General features: G+C 54.8%; 16 protein-coding genes and 1 pseudogene. 10 read left to right on the forward strand and 7 right to left on the reverse strand.

Annotated features, from left to right (window positions below):
* Positions 1-44 precede the first annotated feature (44 nt).
* Both ECL_RS07390 and ECL_RS07395 read left to right on the forward strand, forming a co-directional pair.
* Entirely contained in the window at positions 45-704 is a 660-nt protein-coding gene (locus tag ECL_RS07390) for a fumarylacetoacetate hydrolase family protein (protein ID WP_013096147.1), read from the forward strand.
* A 92-nt stretch (positions 705-796) separates the two neighbouring features.
* Positions 797-1237: a YcgN family cysteine cluster protein gene (locus ECL_RS07395; protein WP_014832353.1), complete on the forward strand. Its 441-nt coding sequence runs from the start codon at positions 797-799 to the stop codon at positions 1235-1237.
* Between the two features lie 121 nt (positions 1238-1358).
* Here the strand turns inward: ECL_RS07395 and dsbB are convergent, their stop codons facing one another.
* Complete coding sequence (gene dsbB / locus ECL_RS07400; RefSeq protein WP_028028084.1) at positions 1359-1889, reverse strand: disulfide bond formation protein DsbB; 531 nt, start codon at positions 1887-1889, stop codon at positions 1359-1361.
* Positions 1890-1935: 46 nt separating this feature from the next.
* A pseudogene (gene nhaB / locus ECL_RS07405) lies at positions 1936-3475 on the reverse strand (Na(+)/H(+) antiporter NhaB).
* 201 nt (positions 3476-3676) lie between these two features.
* On the opposite strand from nhaB, the gene fadR reads away from it, so the two are divergent.
* The gene (gene fadR / locus ECL_RS07410) at positions 3677-4396 is read left to right on the forward strand and encodes a fatty acid metabolism transcriptional regulator FadR (protein ID WP_013096152.1); all 720 of its coding nucleotides are present in this window, start codon (positions 3677-3679) and stop codon (positions 4394-4396) included.
* Positions 4397-4478: 82 nt separating this feature from the next.
* On the opposite strand, the gene ECL_RS07415 is transcribed toward fadR, so the two are convergent.
* A complete protein-coding gene (locus ECL_RS07415; protein WP_013096153.1) occupies positions 4479-6011 on the reverse strand; it encodes a SpoVR family protein in 1533 nt (510 codons plus the stop codon).
* A gap of 320 nt (positions 6012-6331) precedes the next feature.
* Here ECL_RS07415 and ECL_RS07420 point away from each other — a divergent pair, with 320 nt between their 5' ends.
* The gene (locus ECL_RS07420) at positions 6332-7630 is read left to right on the forward strand and encodes a D-amino acid dehydrogenase (RefSeq protein WP_013096155.1); all 1299 of its coding nucleotides are present in this window, start codon (positions 6332-6334) and stop codon (positions 7628-7630) included.
* Positions 7631-7639: 9 nt separating this feature from the next.
* Positions 7640-8710 (forward strand): catabolic alanine racemase DadX, encoded by a 1071-nt coding sequence (gene dadX, locus ECL_RS07425; RefSeq protein ID WP_013096156.1) that lies wholly within the window; start codon positions 7640-7642, stop codon positions 8708-8710.
* Positions 8711-8757: 47 nt separating this feature from the next.
* Here dadX and ECL_RS07430 read toward each other — a convergent pair whose 3' ends face one another.
* Complete coding sequence (locus tag ECL_RS07430) at positions 8758-10491, reverse strand: potassium/proton antiporter (RefSeq protein WP_013096157.1); 1734 nt, start codon at positions 10489-10491, stop codon at positions 8758-8760.
* Between the two features lie 97 nt (positions 10492-10588).
* On the reverse strand, positions 10589-11503 hold the full coding sequence (ldcA, locus tag ECL_RS07435) for a muramoyltetrapeptide carboxypeptidase (protein WP_013096158.1): 915 nt from the start codon (positions 11501-11503) through the stop codon (positions 10589-10591).
* A gap of 96 nt (positions 11504-11599) precedes the next feature.
* On the opposite strand from ldcA, the gene emtA reads away from it, so the two are divergent.
* Positions 11600-12211: a membrane-bound lytic murein transglycosylase EmtA gene (gene emtA / locus ECL_RS07440; RefSeq protein WP_013096159.1), complete on the forward strand. Its 612-nt coding sequence runs from the start codon at positions 11600-11602 to the stop codon at positions 12209-12211.
* A gap of 38 nt (positions 12212-12249) precedes the next feature.
* On the opposite strand, the gene ycgR is transcribed toward emtA, so the two are convergent.
* Positions 12250-12981, reverse strand: coding sequence for a flagellar brake protein YcgR (gene ycgR / locus ECL_RS07445; RefSeq protein WP_013096160.1), 732 nt, complete (start codon positions 12979-12981; stop codon positions 12250-12252).
* A gap of 206 nt (positions 12982-13187) precedes the next feature.
* Here ycgR and ECL_RS07450 point away from each other — a divergent pair, with 206 nt between their 5' ends.
* Positions 13188-13442, forward strand: coding sequence for a GlsB/YeaQ/YmgE family stress response membrane protein (locus ECL_RS07450; protein ID WP_013096161.1), 255 nt, complete (start codon positions 13188-13190; stop codon positions 13440-13442).
* 113 nt (positions 13443-13555) lie between these two features.
* The gene (locus ECL_RS07455) at positions 13556-15658 is read left to right on the forward strand and encodes a TonB-dependent siderophore receptor (RefSeq protein WP_029882291.1); all 2103 of its coding nucleotides are present in this window, start codon (positions 13556-13558) and stop codon (positions 15656-15658) included.
* 67 nt (positions 15659-15725) lie between these two features.
* Here the strand turns inward: ECL_RS07455 and ECL_RS07460 are convergent, their stop codons facing one another.
* Positions 15726-17411 (reverse strand): alpha,alpha-trehalase, encoded by a 1686-nt coding sequence (locus ECL_RS07460; RefSeq protein WP_013096163.1) that lies wholly within the window; start codon positions 17409-17411, stop codon positions 15726-15728.
* A 365-nt stretch (positions 17412-17776) separates the two neighbouring features.
* Here ECL_RS07460 and ECL_RS07465 point away from each other — a divergent pair, with 365 nt between their 5' ends.
* The gene (locus ECL_RS07465) at positions 17777-19135 is read left to right on the forward strand and encodes a glycoside-pentoside-hexuronide (GPH):cation symporter (RefSeq protein ID WP_013096164.1); all 1359 of its coding nucleotides are present in this window, start codon (positions 17777-17779) and stop codon (positions 19133-19135) included.
* A 94-nt stretch (positions 19136-19229) separates the two neighbouring features.
* A complete protein-coding gene (locus ECL_RS07470; RefSeq protein WP_013096165.1) occupies positions 19230-20609 on the forward strand; it encodes a carbohydrate porin in 1380 nt (459 codons plus the stop codon).
* The last annotated feature ends 2 nt before the right edge of the window (positions 20610-20611 follow it).

A 20611-nucleotide genomic window follows, 5' to 3' on the forward strand; every position in this document is an offset into this window, starting at 1 on the left:
CACCTGTTTTCGGGCATAACACATCAACCGTTTAGGGGTCGACCATGTATCAACATCATAACTGGCAAGGTGCATTACTGGATTATCCCGTCAGCAAAGTGGTTTGCGTGGGCAGCAACTATGCCAAACACATTCAGGAAATGGGCAGCGCGACGCCAGAAGAGCCGGTGCTGTTCATTAAGCCGGAAACCGCGCTTTGCGATATCCGCCAGCCGCTGGCACTGCCGCAGGGACTGGGTTCAGTGCATCATGAAGTGGAGCTGGCGGTGCTGATTGGCGCGACGCTACGCCAGGCCTCCGAAGAGCATGTGCAAAAAGCTATCGCCGGTTACGGCGTGGCGCTGGATCTGACGCTGCGTGAGGTACAGGGCAAGCTGAAGAAAGCAGGGCAGCCGTGGGAAAAAGCCAAAGGCTTTGATAATGCCTGCCCGATCTCGGGTTTTGTTCCGGTCGGCGAATTTACCGGCGATCCACAGAACACGTCCCTCAGCCTGAAAGTGAACGGTGAGATCCGCCAGCAGGGCACCACGGCAGATATGATCCATAAGATCGTGCCGCTGATTGCCTATATGAGCCGCTTCTTTACCCTTAAGCCGGGTGATGTGATCCTGACCGGTACGCCAGAAGGTGTCGGCCCTCTTAAAGGTGGAGACGAACTGGACGTGAGCTTTAACGGCCTGTCACTGAAAACCCGCGTGCTGTAAACGCATTTTGCCGCCCCTCAGGGCGGCAAAACTTGCATCAACGTGCCAGACTCGTTATAAGGTGCGCTTTCTTTTGACGTGTGGACATTCTGATGAACGACATCCCTTTCTGGCAACGCAAAACTCTCGACGAAATGACAGACGTGGAGTGGGAGTCGTTATGTGACGGCTGCGGGCAGTGCTGCCTGCATAAGCTCATGGATGAAGACACTGATGAAATCTATTTCACCAACGTTGCCTGTAAGCAGTTAAACATCAAAACCTGCCAGTGTCGCAACTACGAGCGCCGCTTCGAGTTCGAGCCGGACTGCATTAAGCTCACCCGTGAGAACCTGCCGACGTTTGAATGGCTGCCGCATACCTGCGCGTATCGCCTGCTGGCGGAAGGGAAGGATCTGCCGACATGGCACCCCTTGCTGACTGGCTCTAAAGCGGCCATGCACGGCGAGCGTATTTCGGTGCGCCACATCGCGGTGAAAGAGTCCGAGGTGCGGGACTGGGAAGACCACATTATGAATCACCCGACCCGGTGATAAATAAAAACCCGCCGAGGCGGGTTTTTATTGGGGTGCGGCCTGATGCCCTCACCCCAACCCTCTCCCACGGGAGAGGGCGCAAAAACTAAAAACGGCAACTATCGTTGCCGTTTTGCTTTCACCTTCCGAACAGATCGCGCTTCTTCGGCTTAAACGGCTGAGCAATTAGCACCAGCAGCGCGACCACGAAGTAGGCCACAAAAATGCCCACCAGCCACTGCGGCATCTCCAGCGACAGGAATTCCCACTGACGTACAGAGCAGTCACCGGAGGCGACAAACACCTGCGGCAGCCATTTATCCAGCGGCAACCAGCTCGGGAAGCGGGCTGCGAAATCACAGGTCATGAACGGCGACGGGTGCAGTTGCATCATAGTGTGCTGCCAGGAAAGCTCAATCCCTTTCCAGGCGCTGTACAGCCAGACCGCGATAGCGACGTAGCGGAGCGGTGTTTTTGGTGCAATTGCACCCAACAGACCCGCACCCATGACGCCGAACAGCGCGCAGCGCTCGTAGATACAGAGCACGCAGGGTTTGAGTCCCATCACATGCTGGAACCACAGCGCGACCATTTCCAGCGCAAAGGCGGTCAGGGCCATTAACAACCATGCTCCGCGACCGCGGGAGCACTGGTTTAAAAATCTCAACATAATCATTTCCCTGGAACATGCTTAGAAAGCGCAGTGTAAACGAATTTTAATGCGCCGCAAGTATACCCGCTTGTATCAGCCATTGCGTACAGGGAATGAGGGTAATTTTGACGCAAAGCAATCCCACAATGGTGAGCACCAGCGTATAGGGCAGCGCCATCCAGACCATCTTTCCATAAGAAAGACGTATGAGTGGCGCGAGGGCCGAGGTCAGCAGGAACAGGAAAGCGGCCTGTCCGTTTGGCGTCGCCACCGACGGCAGGTTGGTGCCGGTATTAATGGCAACCGCCAGCAGCTCGAACTGCCCGGCGTTGATAATGCCTTCTTCCATCGCCGCTTTGGCTTCATTGATGTAGACCGTGCCGACAAAAACGTTATCGGAGATGGACGACAGCAGGCCGTTGAAGAGATAGAAGAGCGACAGCTGCGCGTCGGGCGCCGCCTGCAGTACAAAAGTAATAATCGGGGCGAACAGGTGTTGGTCGATAATCACCGCCACCACCGCAAAGAAGACCGCCAGCAGCGCGGTAAACGGCAGGGCTTCGGTAAAGGCTTTACCGATAGCATGTTCATCCGTTACCCCGCTAAAAGTCGTCGCAAGAATAATAACCGAAAGACCAATCAGCCCGACTTCGGCAAGATGGAAAGCCAGCGCGACGATAAGCCAGAGACCGATGATCCCCTGCGCAATCAGACGCAGCGTCTCCTGGCGCGTGCGCTGCGTACGGTTCTGCTCGTCAAATTTATGCAGCTCTTTGCGAACTGGCTCAGGCAACTGCGCACCGTAGCCGAAAACGTTGAATTTCTCGACCAGGATACAGGTCGCTAACCCGCAGACGAACACGGGCAGGCTGACCGGGGCCATGCGCAGGAAAAACTCGCCGAAATGCCACTCAGCCGCTTTGGCGATGATCAGGTTTTGCGGTTCACCAACCATGGTCATCACGCCACCTAATGCGGTACCGACGCCCGCGTGCATCATCAGGCTGCGCAGAAACGCGCGGAACTGTTCCAGCACCTCACGGTTATGCGCCTCGACGTGGCTGTCGTCCTGCAAATCCTCGCCCGGACGGGACGATGCCACGCGGTGATAAATGCCGTAAAACCCGACGGCAACGCTGATGACCACCGCCACGACGGTTAGTGCATCCAGGAAGGCCGAAAGAAATGCGGCAGCAAGGCAGAACGCCAGCGACAGCATCGTTTTAGACGGAATGCTGAGCAACAGGCGGGTGAAGATAAACAGCAGCAGCTGTTTCATAAAGTAGATACCGGCCACCATGAAGATCAGTAGCAGAAGCACTTCAAGGTTGGATGCCAGCTCGGCTTTGACATGCTCTGCGCTCGTCATACCGATAACCACGGCTTCAAAAGCCAGCAAACCACCCGGCAGCAGGGGATAACATTTCAGCGCCATGGCCAGGGTGAAGATAAACTCCGCCACCAGCAGCCACCCGGCGACGAACGGAGTGATACTAAAAATAATGGGATTAACAATCAGGAAAACCAGAAGTATCAGTTTGTACCAGTCAGGAGACTGGCCTAAAAAAATTGCGCCACAGCGCGCGCCCAAAAGAAATTTCCACAACAGACGTCCTTCCCCGTCAGGTAAAACAAAACATCAGTATACGCAAAAAACGCGGGGCAGAGGCGGATAAGCGTGTATTGTAAATTTCACGAAAATAAAACAGCGATCCCTCTTTTCTCTCTTTCACGCGCTACCTGCCACTGCATGCCTCTGGTATGATGAGTGCAATTTGCAAAAGCTGTGTAATGGAAATCTCACTATGGTCATTAAGGCGCAGAGCCCGGCGGGTTTCGCGGAAGAGTACATCATTGAAAGCATCTGGAATAATCGCTTCCCTGCGGGATCCATTCTTCCGGCTGAACGCGAACTCTCTGAACTGATTGGCGTCACTCGCACCACGCTGCGTGAAGTGCTCCAGCGACTGGCGCGCGATGGCTGGTTGACGATCCAGCACGGTAAGCCAACGAAAGTAAACAACTTCTGGGAAACTTCCGGGCTGAACATTCTTGAAACGCTGGCGCGCCTCGATCACGAAAGCGTGCCACAGCTGATCGATAATCTGCTCTCGGTGCGTACCAACATTGCGACAATCTTTATTCGTACCGCTTTTCGTCAGCATCCGGAAGACGCGCTGCAGGTGCTTGCCAGCGCGAACGAAGTGGAAGATCACGCGGATGCCTTTGCCACGCTCGATTACAACGTTTTCCGCGGACTGGCGTTTGCCTCCGGTAACCCGGTGTACGGTCTGATCCTGAACGGCATGAAAGGGCTGTATACCCGTATCGGTCGCCACTACTTTGCCAACCCCGAGGCGCGCAGCCTGGCGCTGGGCTTCTACCATAAGCTCAGCAAGCTCTGTACTGAAGGCCTGCACGATCAGGTGTATGAAACGGTGCGCCGCTACGGCCACGATTCCGGTGAAATCTGGCATCGGATGCAGAAAACACTGCCGGGTGATTTAGCCATTCAGGGCCGCTGAAATAAAAAACCTCTCAAGTGAGAGGTTTTTTTTCGCCCGGTGGCGCTTCGCTTACCGGGCCTACAAAACCCGGCAAAAACCATTACAATGTATTCAACCGCGCCGGGCAACGTTCCAGCAGCTCCACGCTGCCATCTTCATTCTGCTGCTCAAGCAGCACATCAAAGCCCCACAGGCGATGCACATGCTTCAGCACCTCTTTGCGTCCTTTATCCAGCGGCGCCCGGTTGTGCGGAATATAGCGCAGTGTCAGGGAGCGATCGCCGCGTAAATCCACGTTCCATACCTGAATGTTGGGTTCAAGGTTGCTCAGGTTGTACTGGGAGGAGAGGCGAGAGCGGATCTCACGGTAGCCTTCCTCGTTATGGATCGCCGAAATCTCCAGGTAGTTATTGCGGTCGTCATCCAGCACGGTGAAGAAGCGGAAATCACGCATGATCTTCGGCGACATAAACTGGCTGATGAAGCTCTCATCCTTAAAGTCACGCATCGCGAAATGCAGCGTTTCCAGCCAGTCAGAGCCGGCGATATCCGGGAACCAGTATTTATCTTCTTCCGTTGGCGACTGGCAGATGCGTTTAATGTCCTGGAACATCGCAAAGCCGAGCGCGTACGGGTTAATGCCGCTATACCACGGGCTGTTGTAAGGCGGCTGGAACACCACGTTTGTATGGCTGTGCAGGAACTCCATCATGAACCGCTCGGTGACTTTCCCTTCATCGTACAGATGGTTAAGGATGGTGTAATGCCAGAAGGTGGCCCAGCCTTCGTTCATCACCTGGGTCTGTTTCTGCGGATAGAAATACTGGCTGACCTTACGCACGATGCGCAGGATCTCACGCTGCCACGGCTCCAGCAGCGGCGCGTTTTTCTCCATAAAATAGAGCAGGTTTTCCTGCGGCTCAGACGGGTAGCGACGCGCTTCGGCAACCGCTTTCTCTTCTTCACGTTTCGGCAGGGTGCGCCACAGCATATTCACCTGGCTTTGCAGATACTCTTCGCGGCTTTTCTGCCGCGCTTTCTCCTCCTGAAGGGAGATTTTCTGTGGACGTTTGTAACGATCAACGCCGTAGTTCATCAGCGCGTGACAGGAGTCGAGCAGTTTCTCCACTTCGTCCACGCCGTAGCGCTCTTCGCAGTCGGTAATGTACTTACGCGCGAAGATCAGGTAATCGACAATCGAGCTGGCATCCGTCCAGCTGCGGAACAGGTAGTTATTCTTGAAGAACGAGTTATGCCCGTAGCAGGCATGCGCCATCACCAGCGCCTGCATGGTAATGGTGTTCTCTTCCATCAGATAGGCGATACACGGATTGGAGTTGATCACGATTTCATACGCCAGCCCCTGCTGGCCGTGTTTATATAAGCGCTCCGTTTCAATGAATTTTTTACCAAACGACCAGTGCGGATAATTGATCGGCATCCCGACGCTGGAGTAGGCGTCCATCATCTGCTCGGACGTAATGACTTCAATCTGATGGGGATAAGTATCCAGACGATACAGTTTTGCCACCCGATCGATTTCGGCGAGATAGACATCCAGCAACTCGAAGGTCCAGTCGGGTCCATCGCTCAGACGTGTGCTGTCCTTATTCAGGGAATCAATAGTAGCCATTAGCGCGCCCTCGTTGTGGGAGCTCTCTCTGTCTGGAGAGCCTCCTGATAAGCATAGATCACCGTGTTAAAAAGCGTGCTGGAGCAGAAATTTTTTCTTTGCGATTTCCCGTTTTTGATGCGGCAAAAAAAGCGGTCTTCACAGAATTTTATACTGGTTAAAAATAACGCGCAGCAGGAGATCCCAAATTCGCCTCATCCCCTGATGCTGGGGGATGTGTGAGGTAAGTCACCATAAAAAAGTCGTATGTTGAATAATATTTTCAACTAGGTTATCAATCTGTAATTAGAAGATTGTTCTTTTGCACATATGGAGTGGCTATGCGTGTTGTCATACTGGGAAGTGGTGTCGTTGGCGTAACCAGCGCCTGGTATTTAAGTCAGGCGGGACATGACGTGACCGTTATCGATCGCGAGTCAGGGCCTGCGCTGGAAACCAGTGCGGCGAACGCCGGACAGATCTCTCCGGGCTATGCCGCGCCGTGGGCGGCACCCGGCGTTCCGCTGAAGGCAATTAAGTGGATGTTCCAGCGCCATGCGCCGCTGGCTATCAGCCTCGACGGCACCCAGTTCCAGCTGAAGTGGATGTGGCAGATGCTGCGCAACTGCGACACCCGGCACTACATGGAAAATAAAGGTCGGATGGTGCGTCTGGCGGAATACAGCCGTGACTGCCTGAAAGCACTGCGCGGCTCCACCGGTATTGAGTACGAAGGTCGCCAGGGCGGCACGCTGCAGCTGTTCCGTACGGCGCAACAGTATGAAAACGCCACCCGTGATATTGCCGTGCTGGAAGATGCGGGCGTACCGTATCAACTGCTCGAAGCCAGCCAGCTTGGGCAGGTTGAACCGGCGCTGGCAGAAGTGTCGCACAAGCTGACGGGCGGCCTGCGTTTGCCGAATGATGAAACCGGCGACTGCCAGCTGTTTACGCAGCGTCTCGCGCAGATGTGCGAGCAGGCGGGGGTGAAATTCCGCTTTAATACCGCGGTCGACAAACTGCTGTCAGAAGGCGGCAGTATCTACGGCGTGAAGTGTGGCGATGAAGTCATTAAAGCGGATGCCTACGTCATGGCGTTTGGCTCCTATTCCACCGCGATGCTGAAGGGCATTCTCGACATTCCGGTTTACCCGCTGAAGGGCTACTCCCTGACCATTCCGGTAAAAGAGGACAGCGGGGCGCCAGTTTCCACCATTCTGGATGAAACCTACAAAATCGCCATTACCCGCTTTGATAACCGCATCCGCGTTGGCGGGATGGCGGAGATTGTCGGCTTTAACACCGAGCTGCTGAAGCCGCGCCGTGAAACGCTGGAGATGGTGGTGGGCGACCTGTTCCCGCGTGGCGGTTTTGTCGAGCAGGCAACCTTCTGGACCGGGCTGCGTCCAATGACGCCAGACGGCACGCCAATTGTTGGCCGTACGCCGTTCAAAAACCTGTGGACCAATACCGGCCACGGTACGCTTGGCTGGACAATGGCCTGCGGCTCTGGCCAGCTGCTTAGCGATTTGATATCCGGGCGCACGCCGGCAATTCCGTTTGACGATTTAAGTGCCGCACGCTATCAATCGGGGTTTACCCCTTCGCGTCCACAGCACCTGCACGGCGCGCATAACTAAGGAGTTGTCATGTCCCGTCCTGTTCTGGCTCAGCTCGATTTGCAGGCCCTGAAGGATAATCTGCAAATTGTTCGCCGGGCGGCGCCAGGTTCACGCGTCTGGTCGGTGGTGAAAGCCAATGCCTACGGCCACGGTATCGATCGTATCTGGAGTGCGCTCAGCGCCACCGATGGTTTTGCGTTACTGAATCTGGAAGAGGCCATTCTGCTGCGCGAGCGCGGCTGGAAAGGGCCCATTCTGTTGCTTGAGGGGTTCTTCCACGCCGACGATCTGCCGCTGCTGGATAAGTACCGGCTGACCACCAGCGTTCACAGCAACTGGCAAATTAAAGCGATTCAGGATGCAAAACTGCATGCACCGCTGGATATTTATCTCAAGGTGAATAGCGGTATGAACCGCCTGGGCTTCCAGCCTGAGCGGGTCCATACGGTATGGCAACAGCTGCGCGCCCTGAAGAACGTGGGCGAAATGACGCTGATGGCGCATTTTGCCGATGCGGAAAAACCGGACGGTATTGCCGATGCGATGGTGCGCATTGAGCAGGCAGCAGAAGGGCTGGATTGCCCACGTTCGCTCTCCAACTCAGCGGCCACACTGTGGCATCCTGAGGCGCATTATAACTGGGTACGCCCGGGCATTGTCCTTTATGGCGCCTCTCCCTCAGGCCAGTGGCAGGATATCGCCAACAGCGGCCTTAAGCCGGTGATGACCCTGCGCAGCGAAATCATCGGTGTACAGACGCTGAAGGCCGGCGATACGGTGGGCTACGGCAGCCGTTACCGGGCGACGGGCGAGCAACGGATTGGTATTGTGGCGGGCGGTTATGCTGACGGCTACCCGCGTATCGCGCCGAGCGGTACGCCAGTCTGGGTAGACGGGGTGCGTACGGGAACGGTGGGTACCGTCTCCATGGATATGCTGGCCGTTGATCTCACGCCATGTCCGCAGGCGGGCATTGGTTCCCCGGTCGAGCTGTGGGGTAACGAAGTCAAAATTGATGACGTGGCTGCCGCGGCGGGGACGGTAGGGTATGAACTGATGTGCGCGCTAGCCCCAAGAGTGCCGGTTGTGACGGTGTAACGTGTCTGTGTGCCGGGTAAGCGTCAGCGCCACCCGGCAAAAAACCACTACTCCACGTCCTCTTCCATCGGCCGCAAACCGACTTTCCGCACTGCGTTATCTTCTTTCTCTGCTACGGTCCAGATCATCCCGGCAAACTCCACCTGGTCACCCACAACCGGGGCCGCACCAAGGCGCTGCTGGATAATTTCGCCCAGCGTTTGCTGGTTATCGTCGCCTTCAGCACCTTCATCCAGCCCATAAATCAGGGCCACATCCGCAAACCTGGCGCTGGCTTCCAGAATAAAATCGCCGAAGAAACGCTGATCCAGCGCCACCGGAGGCGACTGGCTGAACAGTTTACCCAGGGCGGGCAGGTCCCGCTCGCGGCCAATCACACACAGAATATCGCCTTCGCGTAGCCGGGTGCTGCCGGTTGGGTGCAGCAGGACATTATCGCGGAACAGGGCGGCAATTCGCGTTTCCGCAGGCATGTGCAAATCGCGCAGCGATGCCCCCACGCACCATTTATCGGCGCTGAGCTGGTAAACAAACTGTTCCCACGGGTTTTCCGGGTGAATATCCAGCCCCACGCGGGAAACCGGCCAGCCCACAGGAGGAACCACCACTTTGGCTTTTTTCGCTGCCCACCCGAGCGAGGTTCCCTGGAACAGCAGCGAGATCAGCACCACGAAGAAGGCGACGTTAAAGAACAGCCGCGCGTTATCCAGTCCGGCCATCATCGGGAAGACAGCCAGGATAATGGGCACCGCGCCGCGCAGCCCCACCCAGCTGATAAAGACCCGTTCGCGCAGGTTGAAGCCGCGAAACGGCAGCAGACCGGCAAACACCGACAGAGGGCGTGCGAAGAAGATCATCCACGCCGATAAAATCAGCGCCGGAACGGCAATCGGCAGCAGGTCTGACGGCGTCACCAGCAGGCCCAGCACGAGGAACATCCCGATTTGCGCCAGCCAGGCCAGCCCGTCGAAGTTCTGCAAAATGGCGTGACGGTTGCGAATAGGGCGATTGCCCAGCAGGAAGCCGCAGAGATAAACCGCGAGGATCCCGCTGCCGTTCAGCGCAGTGGTGACGGCAAAAATCAGAATGCCGCCGCTCAGGGCAAGCAGCGGGTAGAGCCCCGAAGGCAGCGATATCCGGTTGATCGTCTGCTGAAGCAGGTAACCCCCGGCCAGGCCGAGCGCAATCCCCAGGCCGAACTGCTGCAGGATATGCAGGACAAACATCCAGCTTAAGCCCGTTTCATGCTGCTGGATCATCTCTATCAGCGTGATGGTGAGAAATACTGCCATCGGATCGTTACTGCCGGATTCAATCTCAAGCGTGGACCCGACGCGTTCGTTCAACCCTTTGCCCCCCAGCAGGGAAAACACCGCCGCCGCGTCGGTTGAGCCGACAATCGCGCCAATCAGTAAACCTTCCATCAGATCGAGATGGAACAGCCACGCCGCCATCATGCCGGTCAGACCGGAGGTAATTAACACCCCGACCGTCGCCAGCGACAGGGCGGGCCCCAGCGCCACGCGAAATGAGCTCGCCTGGGTGCGCATCCCGCCGTCGAGCAGGATCACCGCCAGCGCAAGGTTACTGATCATGTAAGCGAAAGGGTAGTTATCGAAAGGAATACCGCCGATACCATCGACACCCGCCAGCATGCCGATGGCAAGGAAAATAACAAGAATAGGTATGCCGAGACGCGATGAAAATGAACTTAATAAAATACTACAGGTTACGAGCACAGAACCCAGAATGAAAAGACTGATTATCGCTGTGGCATCCAATGTTGTCTTACTCCCACCTCAATGTTAATGCTGTTACTAAAACCCTAACATATTAACGACGGAAACAGCGGTTTATTGAGGGGGATAAACGGCTTTTTTATGCCTTTAAGACCGGATGACCCCCAATCGTTAACCGACTGCCCGTTTCATCATGCTTCAGGATGGCCTGCGCGCCTAACGCCAGGGTGACGGTTTGCTGCTCGTGGCCGAAGTCCAGCCCGGTAATAACAGGAATATCAAGGCGTGAGCGGATGAAATCGACCATCGTTTCCAGCGAGTATCCTGCGTCATAGTCATTCGGCGCGGCACCGGTAAAACTGCCAAGAATAACCGCGGATTGACGTTCCAGAATACCGGCGTAATACAGCTGCAATAACATGCGCTCGACGCGGAACGGATGTTCATTGATATCTTCCAGCACCAGAATGCCGCCGTCAATTTGCGGCAGCCATGGCGTCCCGATGAGCGACACCAGCATTGCCAGATTTCCGCCCCAGAGTTGTCCTTCACACGACCAGTGCGGCCCGTTGCCCTGCCACTCAACGCTGTAGGTCGGGTTTTTCAGGGCGCGCCAGAAGTGTTCCACCGTAAATGGATCAAGCTCGGGTGCCCCGAAATTTCCGGCCAGCATCGGGCCGCTGAAGGTCACCACGTTATGCAGCGCGAGCAACCCCAGCTGGATTACGGTAAAGTCGCTGTGGCCGCAGATAAGCAGCGGATCCTGCTGCTGACGCTTTGCCAGCCCTTGCCAGTCAATACTCTCCAGCAACCGGCTCGCACCATAGCCGCCGCGCACCGCCAGCACGATATTGTTCTCACCCTGCAGGTTCACCAGGCTGTTGATATCATTCAGCCTTTGCGCTTCCGTACCGGCAAAACGCTGCTGGCGGCGGGGGATAATTGTCTGATTTTCTACCGGGTAACCGAGTTCCAGTAAGCGCTCAACGCCCCGCTGTGCCGCCTCCTGGTTGATGCAGTACCCGGACGGCGCGATAAGATGAAACTGAGACATGGCAATTCCTTGCTGAATGAGAATCTAATTGTCTATATCATGCCGCTTATACGTTGCCTGCTTCAAGGGCGATGACCGGCTATAAGGATAGATGACGTGAAATTGAGATGGTTTGCTTTTTTGATTGTGTTGCTGGCTGGCTGTAGTTCAAAACATGACTATCAAAACCCGGCATGGAACCCGGAAGTGCCAGTAAAACGGGCCATGCAGTGGATGCCGATCAGTGAACAGGCAGGCAAGGTCTGGGGCGTCAGCCCGCGACTGATCACGGCGATCATTGCCGTGGAATCCGGCGGTAACCCAACGCTTGTCAGCAAATCTAACGCCGTGGGGCTGATGCAGCTTAAGGCCTCAACCGCAGGGAGAGAGGTCTACCGCTATATGGGCTGGCGTGGTCAGCCGTCAACCAGCGAGCTGAAAAACCCGGAACGCAACATCTCCATGGGCACGGCCTATTTGAGCATTCTGGAACACGGCGTGCTGAAGGGAATCGAGGATCCTGAAGTGATGCAGTATGCGCTGGTGGTCTCTTACGTGAACGGTGCGGGTGCGCTGCTCAGGACGTTCTCATCGGACCGTAAAGAGGCGATAGAAGAGATCAACGACATGGACAAAGACGAGTTCTTTGAACACGTGGTGAAAAATCATCCGGCACCACAGGCTCCGCGTTATATCTGGAAAGTTCAGAAAGCAATGGATGCCATGTAATGCCGTTGTCGGGCGGCCTGTGTGCTGCCCGGCTCCTGTCACAACACTTTATTCGCCCGCTCCCGCGCCTCTCGCTCCAGAGAATAGATAATCCGCTGCAGTTCACGCTCTGCGCTCGGCCCGACGTTCAGGAAGCGGAAGCTCAGACGCGGCGTGACGATCGTTTCATTTTTGCTGTCGACCACCTTACGCTCGCTGATGGCGATCAGCTGCGCATCAAAGTAAAAACGCCCCCAGCCTCCCATATCCAGTTCGATTTGGGTAAATCGCATGCCTTCTACCAGTCCGTCAGGCTTTGGCGTATCCATCAGCGCACCCATGCCGCCCAGGGAGAGGTCAAAAAGGCGAAAGCGGATCTCTTTTTTGTCCGGCATTTTGGCCTTACCAAAATAGGCAGGATGAAGCGGGGCACTGATACGAAAATATTCACGGCGCTGAACAAACCAGAGGTTGGCCGGCAGCGGGGTGACAAACGCCGGAAGACCACCGTATTCGCTCAACTCCAGGCGCGGCAGGACAAATTCCACTTTTGCGCCGTGCGTTTCTGCCATCACCGAGATTTTCTCCGCCCGCAGCGCGGCGCGGTTTTCATGCTCCTGGCTGCCCAGGTCAATGACCAGCCTCTCTGCAGAAGCATCCAGGATCTTGCTGATGAACTGATTGTTTGACCAGCTGATGCGCAGCGGCACCTCGCCTTTTTGCAGGTCGCGCAATACCCCTAATACAGCCAGCGGATTTTGCTTCAGGAACTGCTCACTGTAATTACTCACGCCGGATGGCTCCTTGATAAATGACAGACTGTCTCTGCGTTATCGGCAGCGTGAAACGAAACTTAATACAAACCGGTGAGTTTTTTTCGCAGTACAGAGAAGTTAAGTCGGTGAGATGAAATCGGTTTTACCGTGATGACCTATACTTACGTTACCTGCGCGGAGGGTTTTCTGCGCATGCGTTAAACCTGCAAGAGGGCATCGCTATGGGTATTATCGCGTGGATCATCTTTGGTCTTATTGCCGGGGCTATCGCTAAACTCATCATGCCGGGAAATGATGGCGGCGGCTTTATATTGACCTGTGTTCTTGGGGTTGTTGGTGCGGTTGTCGGCGGCTGGCTGGCGACCATGTTTGGCTTTGGGGGCGACATCAGTGGATTCGACCTGCACAGTTTCCTTGTGGCTGTGGTGGGCGCCATTGTTGTCCTGGGCATATTCAGGTTGCTCCGACGGGCATAGATGACATAAAACGGCTCTCGCGACAGGGCCGTTTTTTTTGTCGTGATATTGATTTGCTAATCGAAATGATAATAATTGTCGTTCCTAGTTACATATAATCACAAGACGACATTATGAACACCTCACGTTTTGCAGTATGCGCGTTGGCAGGAGCCGTGACGCTGGCATTACAGGCACAGGCATTTGCTGAAGAATCCACCATTCTTGTCACCGGTTCTGAGCAGGGTAGCGTTCTCCCCGCATGGACAAACAGCGCAACCAAATCGGCCGTTGCCGAAAGTAAAACGCCGCAGGTGATCGATACCGTCTCTGCGCAGCAGATCGCGCAACGCCATGCCAACTCCGTGAACGAAATCCTGCGCTATGTTCCGGGCGTTTCGACAGAGCTGCGTGGCAATACCACCTACATGAGCGAATATAAAATCCGTGGTTTTTCCGTTGACCAGGAGTTCTACAACGGACTGCAACTGCCGTATAACGTCACCGGAAATACCAAAGCGCGCATCGATCCACTGCTGATTGAAAGCGTTGATATCCTCAAAGGGCCATCTTCTGTGCTCTACGGCGGTGGCTCCCCGGGGGGGCTGGTGAATATTCAGGGTAAAAAGCCACAAAAAACCGCCCATACCGAGTTGGGTTTCAACACCGGCAATCGCAATCTGAAGGAGGGTTATCTCGACTCGACCGGACAAATTGCCGACAGCGACTGGAACTACCGACTGCTGGGCAAAGCCACGGAAAATGACGATCAGCCCCATACCACGCGCTATGAAAATTATCTGGTTGCCCCGTCCGTGACATGGGAGCCGGACAGCAAAACGCGCCTTACGGTTGATGCACTGGCGCAAAACTCCCCGAGCCTGTCTCCATCCAACCCGTTGCCGCTTGCATATCTGCGCTCGAAATATGCCGACCGCCGGGATTATGCCGGGGATGAGTGGAGCGGTTTCAAACAGCGTCAGTGGATGCTCGGCTACAGCTTTGAACATGAGTTTGACAGTGGCTGGGGCTTTAACCAGAAGGCACGGTACTTTGATGTCGACACCCACCAGCGCAGCGTTTATGCCACGGGGACGGGGAGCGCGGTCTACCAGCTTAACCGGTTTGCTTACACCACGGATGAAGATCTGAAGAGCTTCAACATCGATAACCAGGTAACCAAAACCGTGGCGCTGGGAGAGTGGAAACACCACCTGTTGGCCGGGTTTGACTATCAAAAGATGGACTCTCACTTCTACTACCGTTATGCCTCAACAACGCCTGGCATCGATATGCGAAATCCTGACTATTCGCAGATCAATGAACGCGATCTCGGGTTGTATACGGGGCAGAAAAATCGTCTGAGCTATCAGCAAAACGGCTATTACCTGCAGGATCAGGTGGAGTTTGGCGGTTTAAATCTGCTGGCCAGCCTGCGTTATGACGATTACCGCTCGGTAACCACCAACTATATGCAGAATGGCGACAAGGCGTGGGTCTCGCAGGACCGCGTGACCAAACGTCTGGGCGCGCTTTACGCGTTTGAGAATGGGCTGTCACCGTTCATCAGCTACTCCGAAGGGTTTGCCCCGGTGTCGCCGCAGGGTACGCTCACGGCTAAAGATGTGAAGCCAACCACCAGCAAGCAGGTGGAAGGCGGGGTCAAATACCTGCTGGCGGATTACGCCACAACCTTTACCGCCTCGGTATTTAATATCCGTCAGAAAAATGTCGTCACCTCCGATCCGGGCTTCCTGAATTACAGCCAGACCGGAGAAGTGGAATCTAAAGGGGCTGAGCTCTCAATCGTCAGCCGCCCAGCGGATAACGTGACCCTGATTGCCAACTATGCCTACACCCATCTGATCAATACCGAAGATGACAAATACCAGGGCAAACGGCCAACGCAGGTGCCGGAGAACGCGTTCAACCTGTGGGGGGATTACACCTTTGACAACACGCCGCTGAGAGGGCTGATGCTGGGGGCAGGGGCGCGCTACACCGGACCCATGGAAATTTCACCGAACAACGATGCGGGCAAACTGGGCGGCACCATGCAGTACGATCTGGCGGCCTCCTATCGTATGGGGGAAATCCTGCCGTCGCTGGAGGGATTAACGCTGAAAGCCAGCGCGCAAAACATCACCAACAAAGAGACGCTGACCTGCTACGACGCGACAAACTGCTGGATTGGGCGTGACCGGACGTATCAGTTGGGGGCGAGCTACAGCTTCTGATTATCGTTTCCCTCTCCCGCAGGGAATGCAGGCCGGGTAGGCGTTAGCGCCCCCCGGCATTGTTCACTTACTGCGCCGTACTTTTCACCGGCGCAGCCTCATCATTCGCCGCAGGCTGATTCTGCGGCACGCTGTCACACGGTTTCTCTTTCGGACAGACCAGATCCAGCATCTTCAGCGTCACGCCGTTGCTCCAGCCGAATCCATCCTGTAGCGGATACTCACCGCCGCCGCCGCCCGTACCGGTGGAGGAGACATCATATTTCTCCACCAGTTTCTGCTCGCGATCGTAGGTATGCTGAACATTTTTCAGGAAGCGCCAGGTGACATCCATCGCGACCTTGTCCTGTCCATAATTCTGCAACCCTTCCGTTGCTACCCACTGCAATGGCGCCCAGCCATTGGGGGCGTCCCACTGCTGGCCGCTGTTCACGGTGGTGGTGGTGATGCCGCCCGGTTTCAGCAGACGTGAGGACGTCGCTACAGCCACTTTATCCGCGCGATCCTGTGCCGCGGCCTTCACATACAGCGGGAAGAGGGCTGCAGCCGTGAGCTGATTACGCACCTTCTTACTCTTCAGGTCGTAATCCGCATACCATCCCTCTTTATCGTTCCACAGATACTTCTCCATCGCCTTCTGGCGCGCCGTGGCCAGGGCTTCATATTTGCTCGCGCTGGCGGCATCGCCGCTCTCCTGGCTTGCCCGGGCGAGCAGTTTTTCCATCTTGAACATCAGGGCGTTCAGATCCACCGGCACAATACTGGTGGTGCGGATGGTGCCCAGCTTTTGCGGATCGTCCATCCAGCGGGAACTGAAGTCCCAGCCTGAGGCCGCCGCAGAGCGCAAATCGCGGTAGATTTCGGTTGCCGGGCGGTTAGGGTTGCTTTTGGCGGTGGTGATATCGTCAAGCCACGACTCCGGACGCGGCGTGTCGCGGTCATCCCAGTAGCGGTTGAGCAGCGAGCCATCCTCCAGCTTCACCACGCGTTTGTTGGCCTCTCCGGCCTGCAGCGCATCTGCGCCCTCCATCCAGTAGGCGTACTCCTTTTCCATCTGCGGACGGTATTTCTTCAGCGCCTCGCTGTCGTGCGTGGCCAGCAGTTCCACCATCAGCGAGAAAAATGGCGGCTGGGAGCGGCTCAGATAGTAACTGCGGTTGCCGTTCGGAATGTGCCCCCATGTATCCAGTTCGTAGGCAAAGTTGTCCACCATATCGCTGATTTTGTCCCAGTGGCCGCTTTCCGCCAGCCCTAACATGGTGAAATAGCTGTCCCAGTAGTAGACCTCGCGGAAACGCCCGCCCGGCACAACGTAGGATTTTGGTAAGGGCAGGAGTGAATCCCATTTGTTACTGGCTTTATCGGTGGTACGCGTCAGCACAGGCCACAGCCCGTCAATATGCTCACGCAGGCTCTGCCCCGCAGGAGGAACATATTTTTCCCCTTCCGCGGGAAGCGTGAAGTTCATATCAACAAAATGGCGTAAATCAAACCCGGACTGACGACGCTGCATGCGGTAGTCGGCCAGGATCGTCAGGGGATCGCTTTTCGGTACGGCATCGGCAAAGGTTTTTTGATCGGGGAAGAGTTTGGCGCTCTGGACATCGTTGAAGAGAGGGCCGAGCAAGATATCCGGTGAATTTGTCTGGCCAGAGTTCATCTCTTCCGCGTTGCCTGTCGCGGCAACCGCGAGCAGCGCACTGCCCAGAACCAGAGGTAAGAGGCGAGGGCGCAGCTTTTGAGGTGTTATCATCGGTGCTTCTCCTTATTTCGCTGAGCAGCGGTCACGCTGTAATCATTCACCAGAAAACCTTAGTCGAATATTCCGCGCTTCGCGTGTCGAACATCGCACTTTGCACAAATCCAGACAATTTACCGTTGCGTTTAATGCCCCGGTGGCGCGGCTGAAATATTGATATTGTGAATGGCTGTAGGCGAGAAAATAAATTGCGATCCGTTACGCATAATTTTCCGGATAAAGGCTTTCTTTTAATTATCCCGATCACATAAAGCAAAAAACATAACTTCATGGTGAAAAAACATAATGGATCGCCTCGTTGCGCTCAGGCGAAATTATTGCCAAAGCAGAAACCGGTTTCATCAATAAGGAGTAACGTGATGTCAGTGAGTGAAAAAATTCCGGTCCGGGAAAAAATAGGCTACAGCCTTGGAGATGCCGCGAGTCATATTGTTTTTGACTCTTCGGTCGCCATTCTGGCGTATTACTATACGGATATTTATGGCTTACCCCCGGCCGTAATGGGAACCATGTTTCTTTTGGTCCGCTTATTAGATGCCATTACCGACCCCGTTATGGGAGCGATTGCCGATGCAACATCCACACGCTGGGGACGTTTTCGTCCCTGGCTGCTGGCGATATGCGTTCCTTTTGCGGTGAGCTGCGTGCTGGTATATTCCATACCTGATTTTTCTGAAACCGGGAAAATTTATTATGCCGTTGGCGCGTATATATTTATGACCCTGATGTATACAGCCATAAATATCCCGTATTGTTCTTTGGGGGCGGCGCTAACGTCCGATCCGCGTGAAAACCTCTCGTTGCAGTCCTGGCGCTTTGCCATTACGCCAATTGGCGGGGCGCTCGGCACCGCGTTGATTCTGCCCCTGGCGGACTATCTCTACCCCGGCGACAGGGCGACCGGCATCCAGGTGGCGATGGCGCTTTTTGGCGCAATCGGCTGCGTGATGTTTATCATTTGTTTTGTCACCACCAAAGAGCGCGTCCAGCCGATCAAAGAGGAGAATCTGAACATTGCCCGGGACGTTAAAATCCTCTTTCGTAACGATCAGTGGCGCATTCTCTCGATCTACAACTTTATGATGCTGGTGGCGGTGGTGATCCGCGGTGGTGCAGTGGTCTATTACGTGAACACTGTTCTCAACAAGGGGGCTGACGTCATCTCGTTCTTTATGTTGGGTGGGATGCTGGCCTCGATGTTTGGTTCGGTTCTGGCGCAGCCGTTCGGGACCCGTTTTTGCAAGGTTAAACTCTCGTTCTGGATCAATATTCTCAATGCTGCGTTAGGCGTGGCCTGCTTCTGGCTGCCGCTGGAGTTCTGGGTCATTCCACTGATTGCCCATGTGCTCATTCAGATTGTCCAGGGCGGTAACGGCGCGTTGCAGTGGTCAATGATCACTGATGCAAATAATTACGGTGAATGGAAAACCCAACGTCGTATTACAGGTATGAATGTTGCGGCCAATATTTTCGTGATTAAGTTGGGTGTCGCCGTCGGTGGTGCTATTCTGGGTTGGGTGCTGGCCTGGTTTAATTACCAGTCGAACAGTACCGTACAGTCAGAATCCGCCATTCAGGGCGTTATTTTATTGTTCACGTTAATCCCTTCACTCTTTTATTTACTCACCGCATTCTCGATCAAATTTTATAAATTAACTGAAAACGTCATGAATGGCGTGGTGAGTGATTTAAACAAAGGCGAATTCGCTAACTCTTAATAGTTGAAGCAGTAAGCCGATAATTCATTTGAATTATCGGTGAGGTTCTCTGTGTCCGTCAGGAAATAATGATTAACTCACGAGGATGGAGTCGATGAAAGTGAAATACCTTGCACTGCTCGTCAGTGCGTTTTGTTCTACCGCAGCAATGGCAGCAAATGATACCCAACGTCTGGAAGATAAACTGGCGCAACTGGAGGCGCGCCTCGAAAAGGCCGAAACAAGGGCTGCAAAGGCAGAAGCACAAATTCAGGTTCTTGAGCAACAGCAGCATCCCGTGGTAGCTGCAAATCCTGTGGTGGTTGAATCCACAGAGCCTGCGACAGCGCAAACGGCACCTAAGCTTACGTTATCCGGCTACGGTGATATTAAATTTTATGGTGACGTTGAATTTAATATGGATGCGGCCAGCAAGACCGGCAGTTTAACGTCCATGAAAACGACAGCCAATAAAGACTGGGCACCCGGTAACCATGAACGCTGGGATATTAACGGGCGTTTGCTGCTGGGGTTTGACGGCTATAAGCGAATGGAAAACGGCAATTTTGCCGGTTTCTCCGTACAGCCGCTGGCGGACTTAACGGGCAAAATGAACCTGGATGACGCGGTCTTCTTCTTTGGCACGGAAAACGACTGGAAGGTAAAAGTTGGCCGCTTTGAAGCCTATGACATGTTCCCGCTAAACCAGGATACCTTCGTTGAATATTCCGGCAACACCGCTAACGATCTCTACGGCGATGGTTACGGCTATATCTATATGATGAAAGAGGGGCGGGGGCGTAGCGACAGCGGCGGTAACTTCCTGCTGAGTAAAACCCTGGGCAACTGGTATCTCGAGGTTAACACGCTGCTGGAAGACGGCAGCTCGCTGTTTGTTGACCAGCAGTATCATGGCATGGACCTGGATAACGATAAAAACGTCGCCTACGTCCGTCCGGTGATTGCCTGGCAGGAAGGAAACTTCTCGACCGCCATCGCGATGGAGAGCAACCTCGTCAACAATGCCTACGGCTACCACGATGCGTCCGGAAGATGGGTCGACCAGTCTGACCGCACCGGCTATGGCTTTACCATGACCTGGAACGGGCAAAAAACCGATCCGGATGACGGTATCGTGGCGAACCTGAATACCGCCTACATGGATGCTACCGACGAGACGGATTTCACCGCGGGCGTGAATGCCTTATGGCGCAATGTTGAGCTGGGCTATATCTACGCGCATAACCAGATCGATAATTTCAACACCGCCAACTTTAATGCGGATTGTGATGGCGACTGCTGGGTGACCGATCCCGGTGATTATGATATTCACACCATACATGCGTCGTACCTGATCCCGAACGTCATGAAGATGAAGAATTTCAATATCTATCTTGGCGCGTATGCTTCGTGGGTTGAAGCACATCCGAATGACGGCGATGACCGTAACGACGATCGCTATGGCGGGCGCGTGCGCTTCAAATACTACTTCTGATG

This window comes from Enterobacter cloacae subsp. cloacae ATCC 13047, from assembly GCF_000025565.1.
Taxonomy (GTDB): Bacteria; Pseudomonadota; Gammaproteobacteria; order Enterobacterales; family Enterobacteriaceae; genus Enterobacter; species Enterobacter cloacae.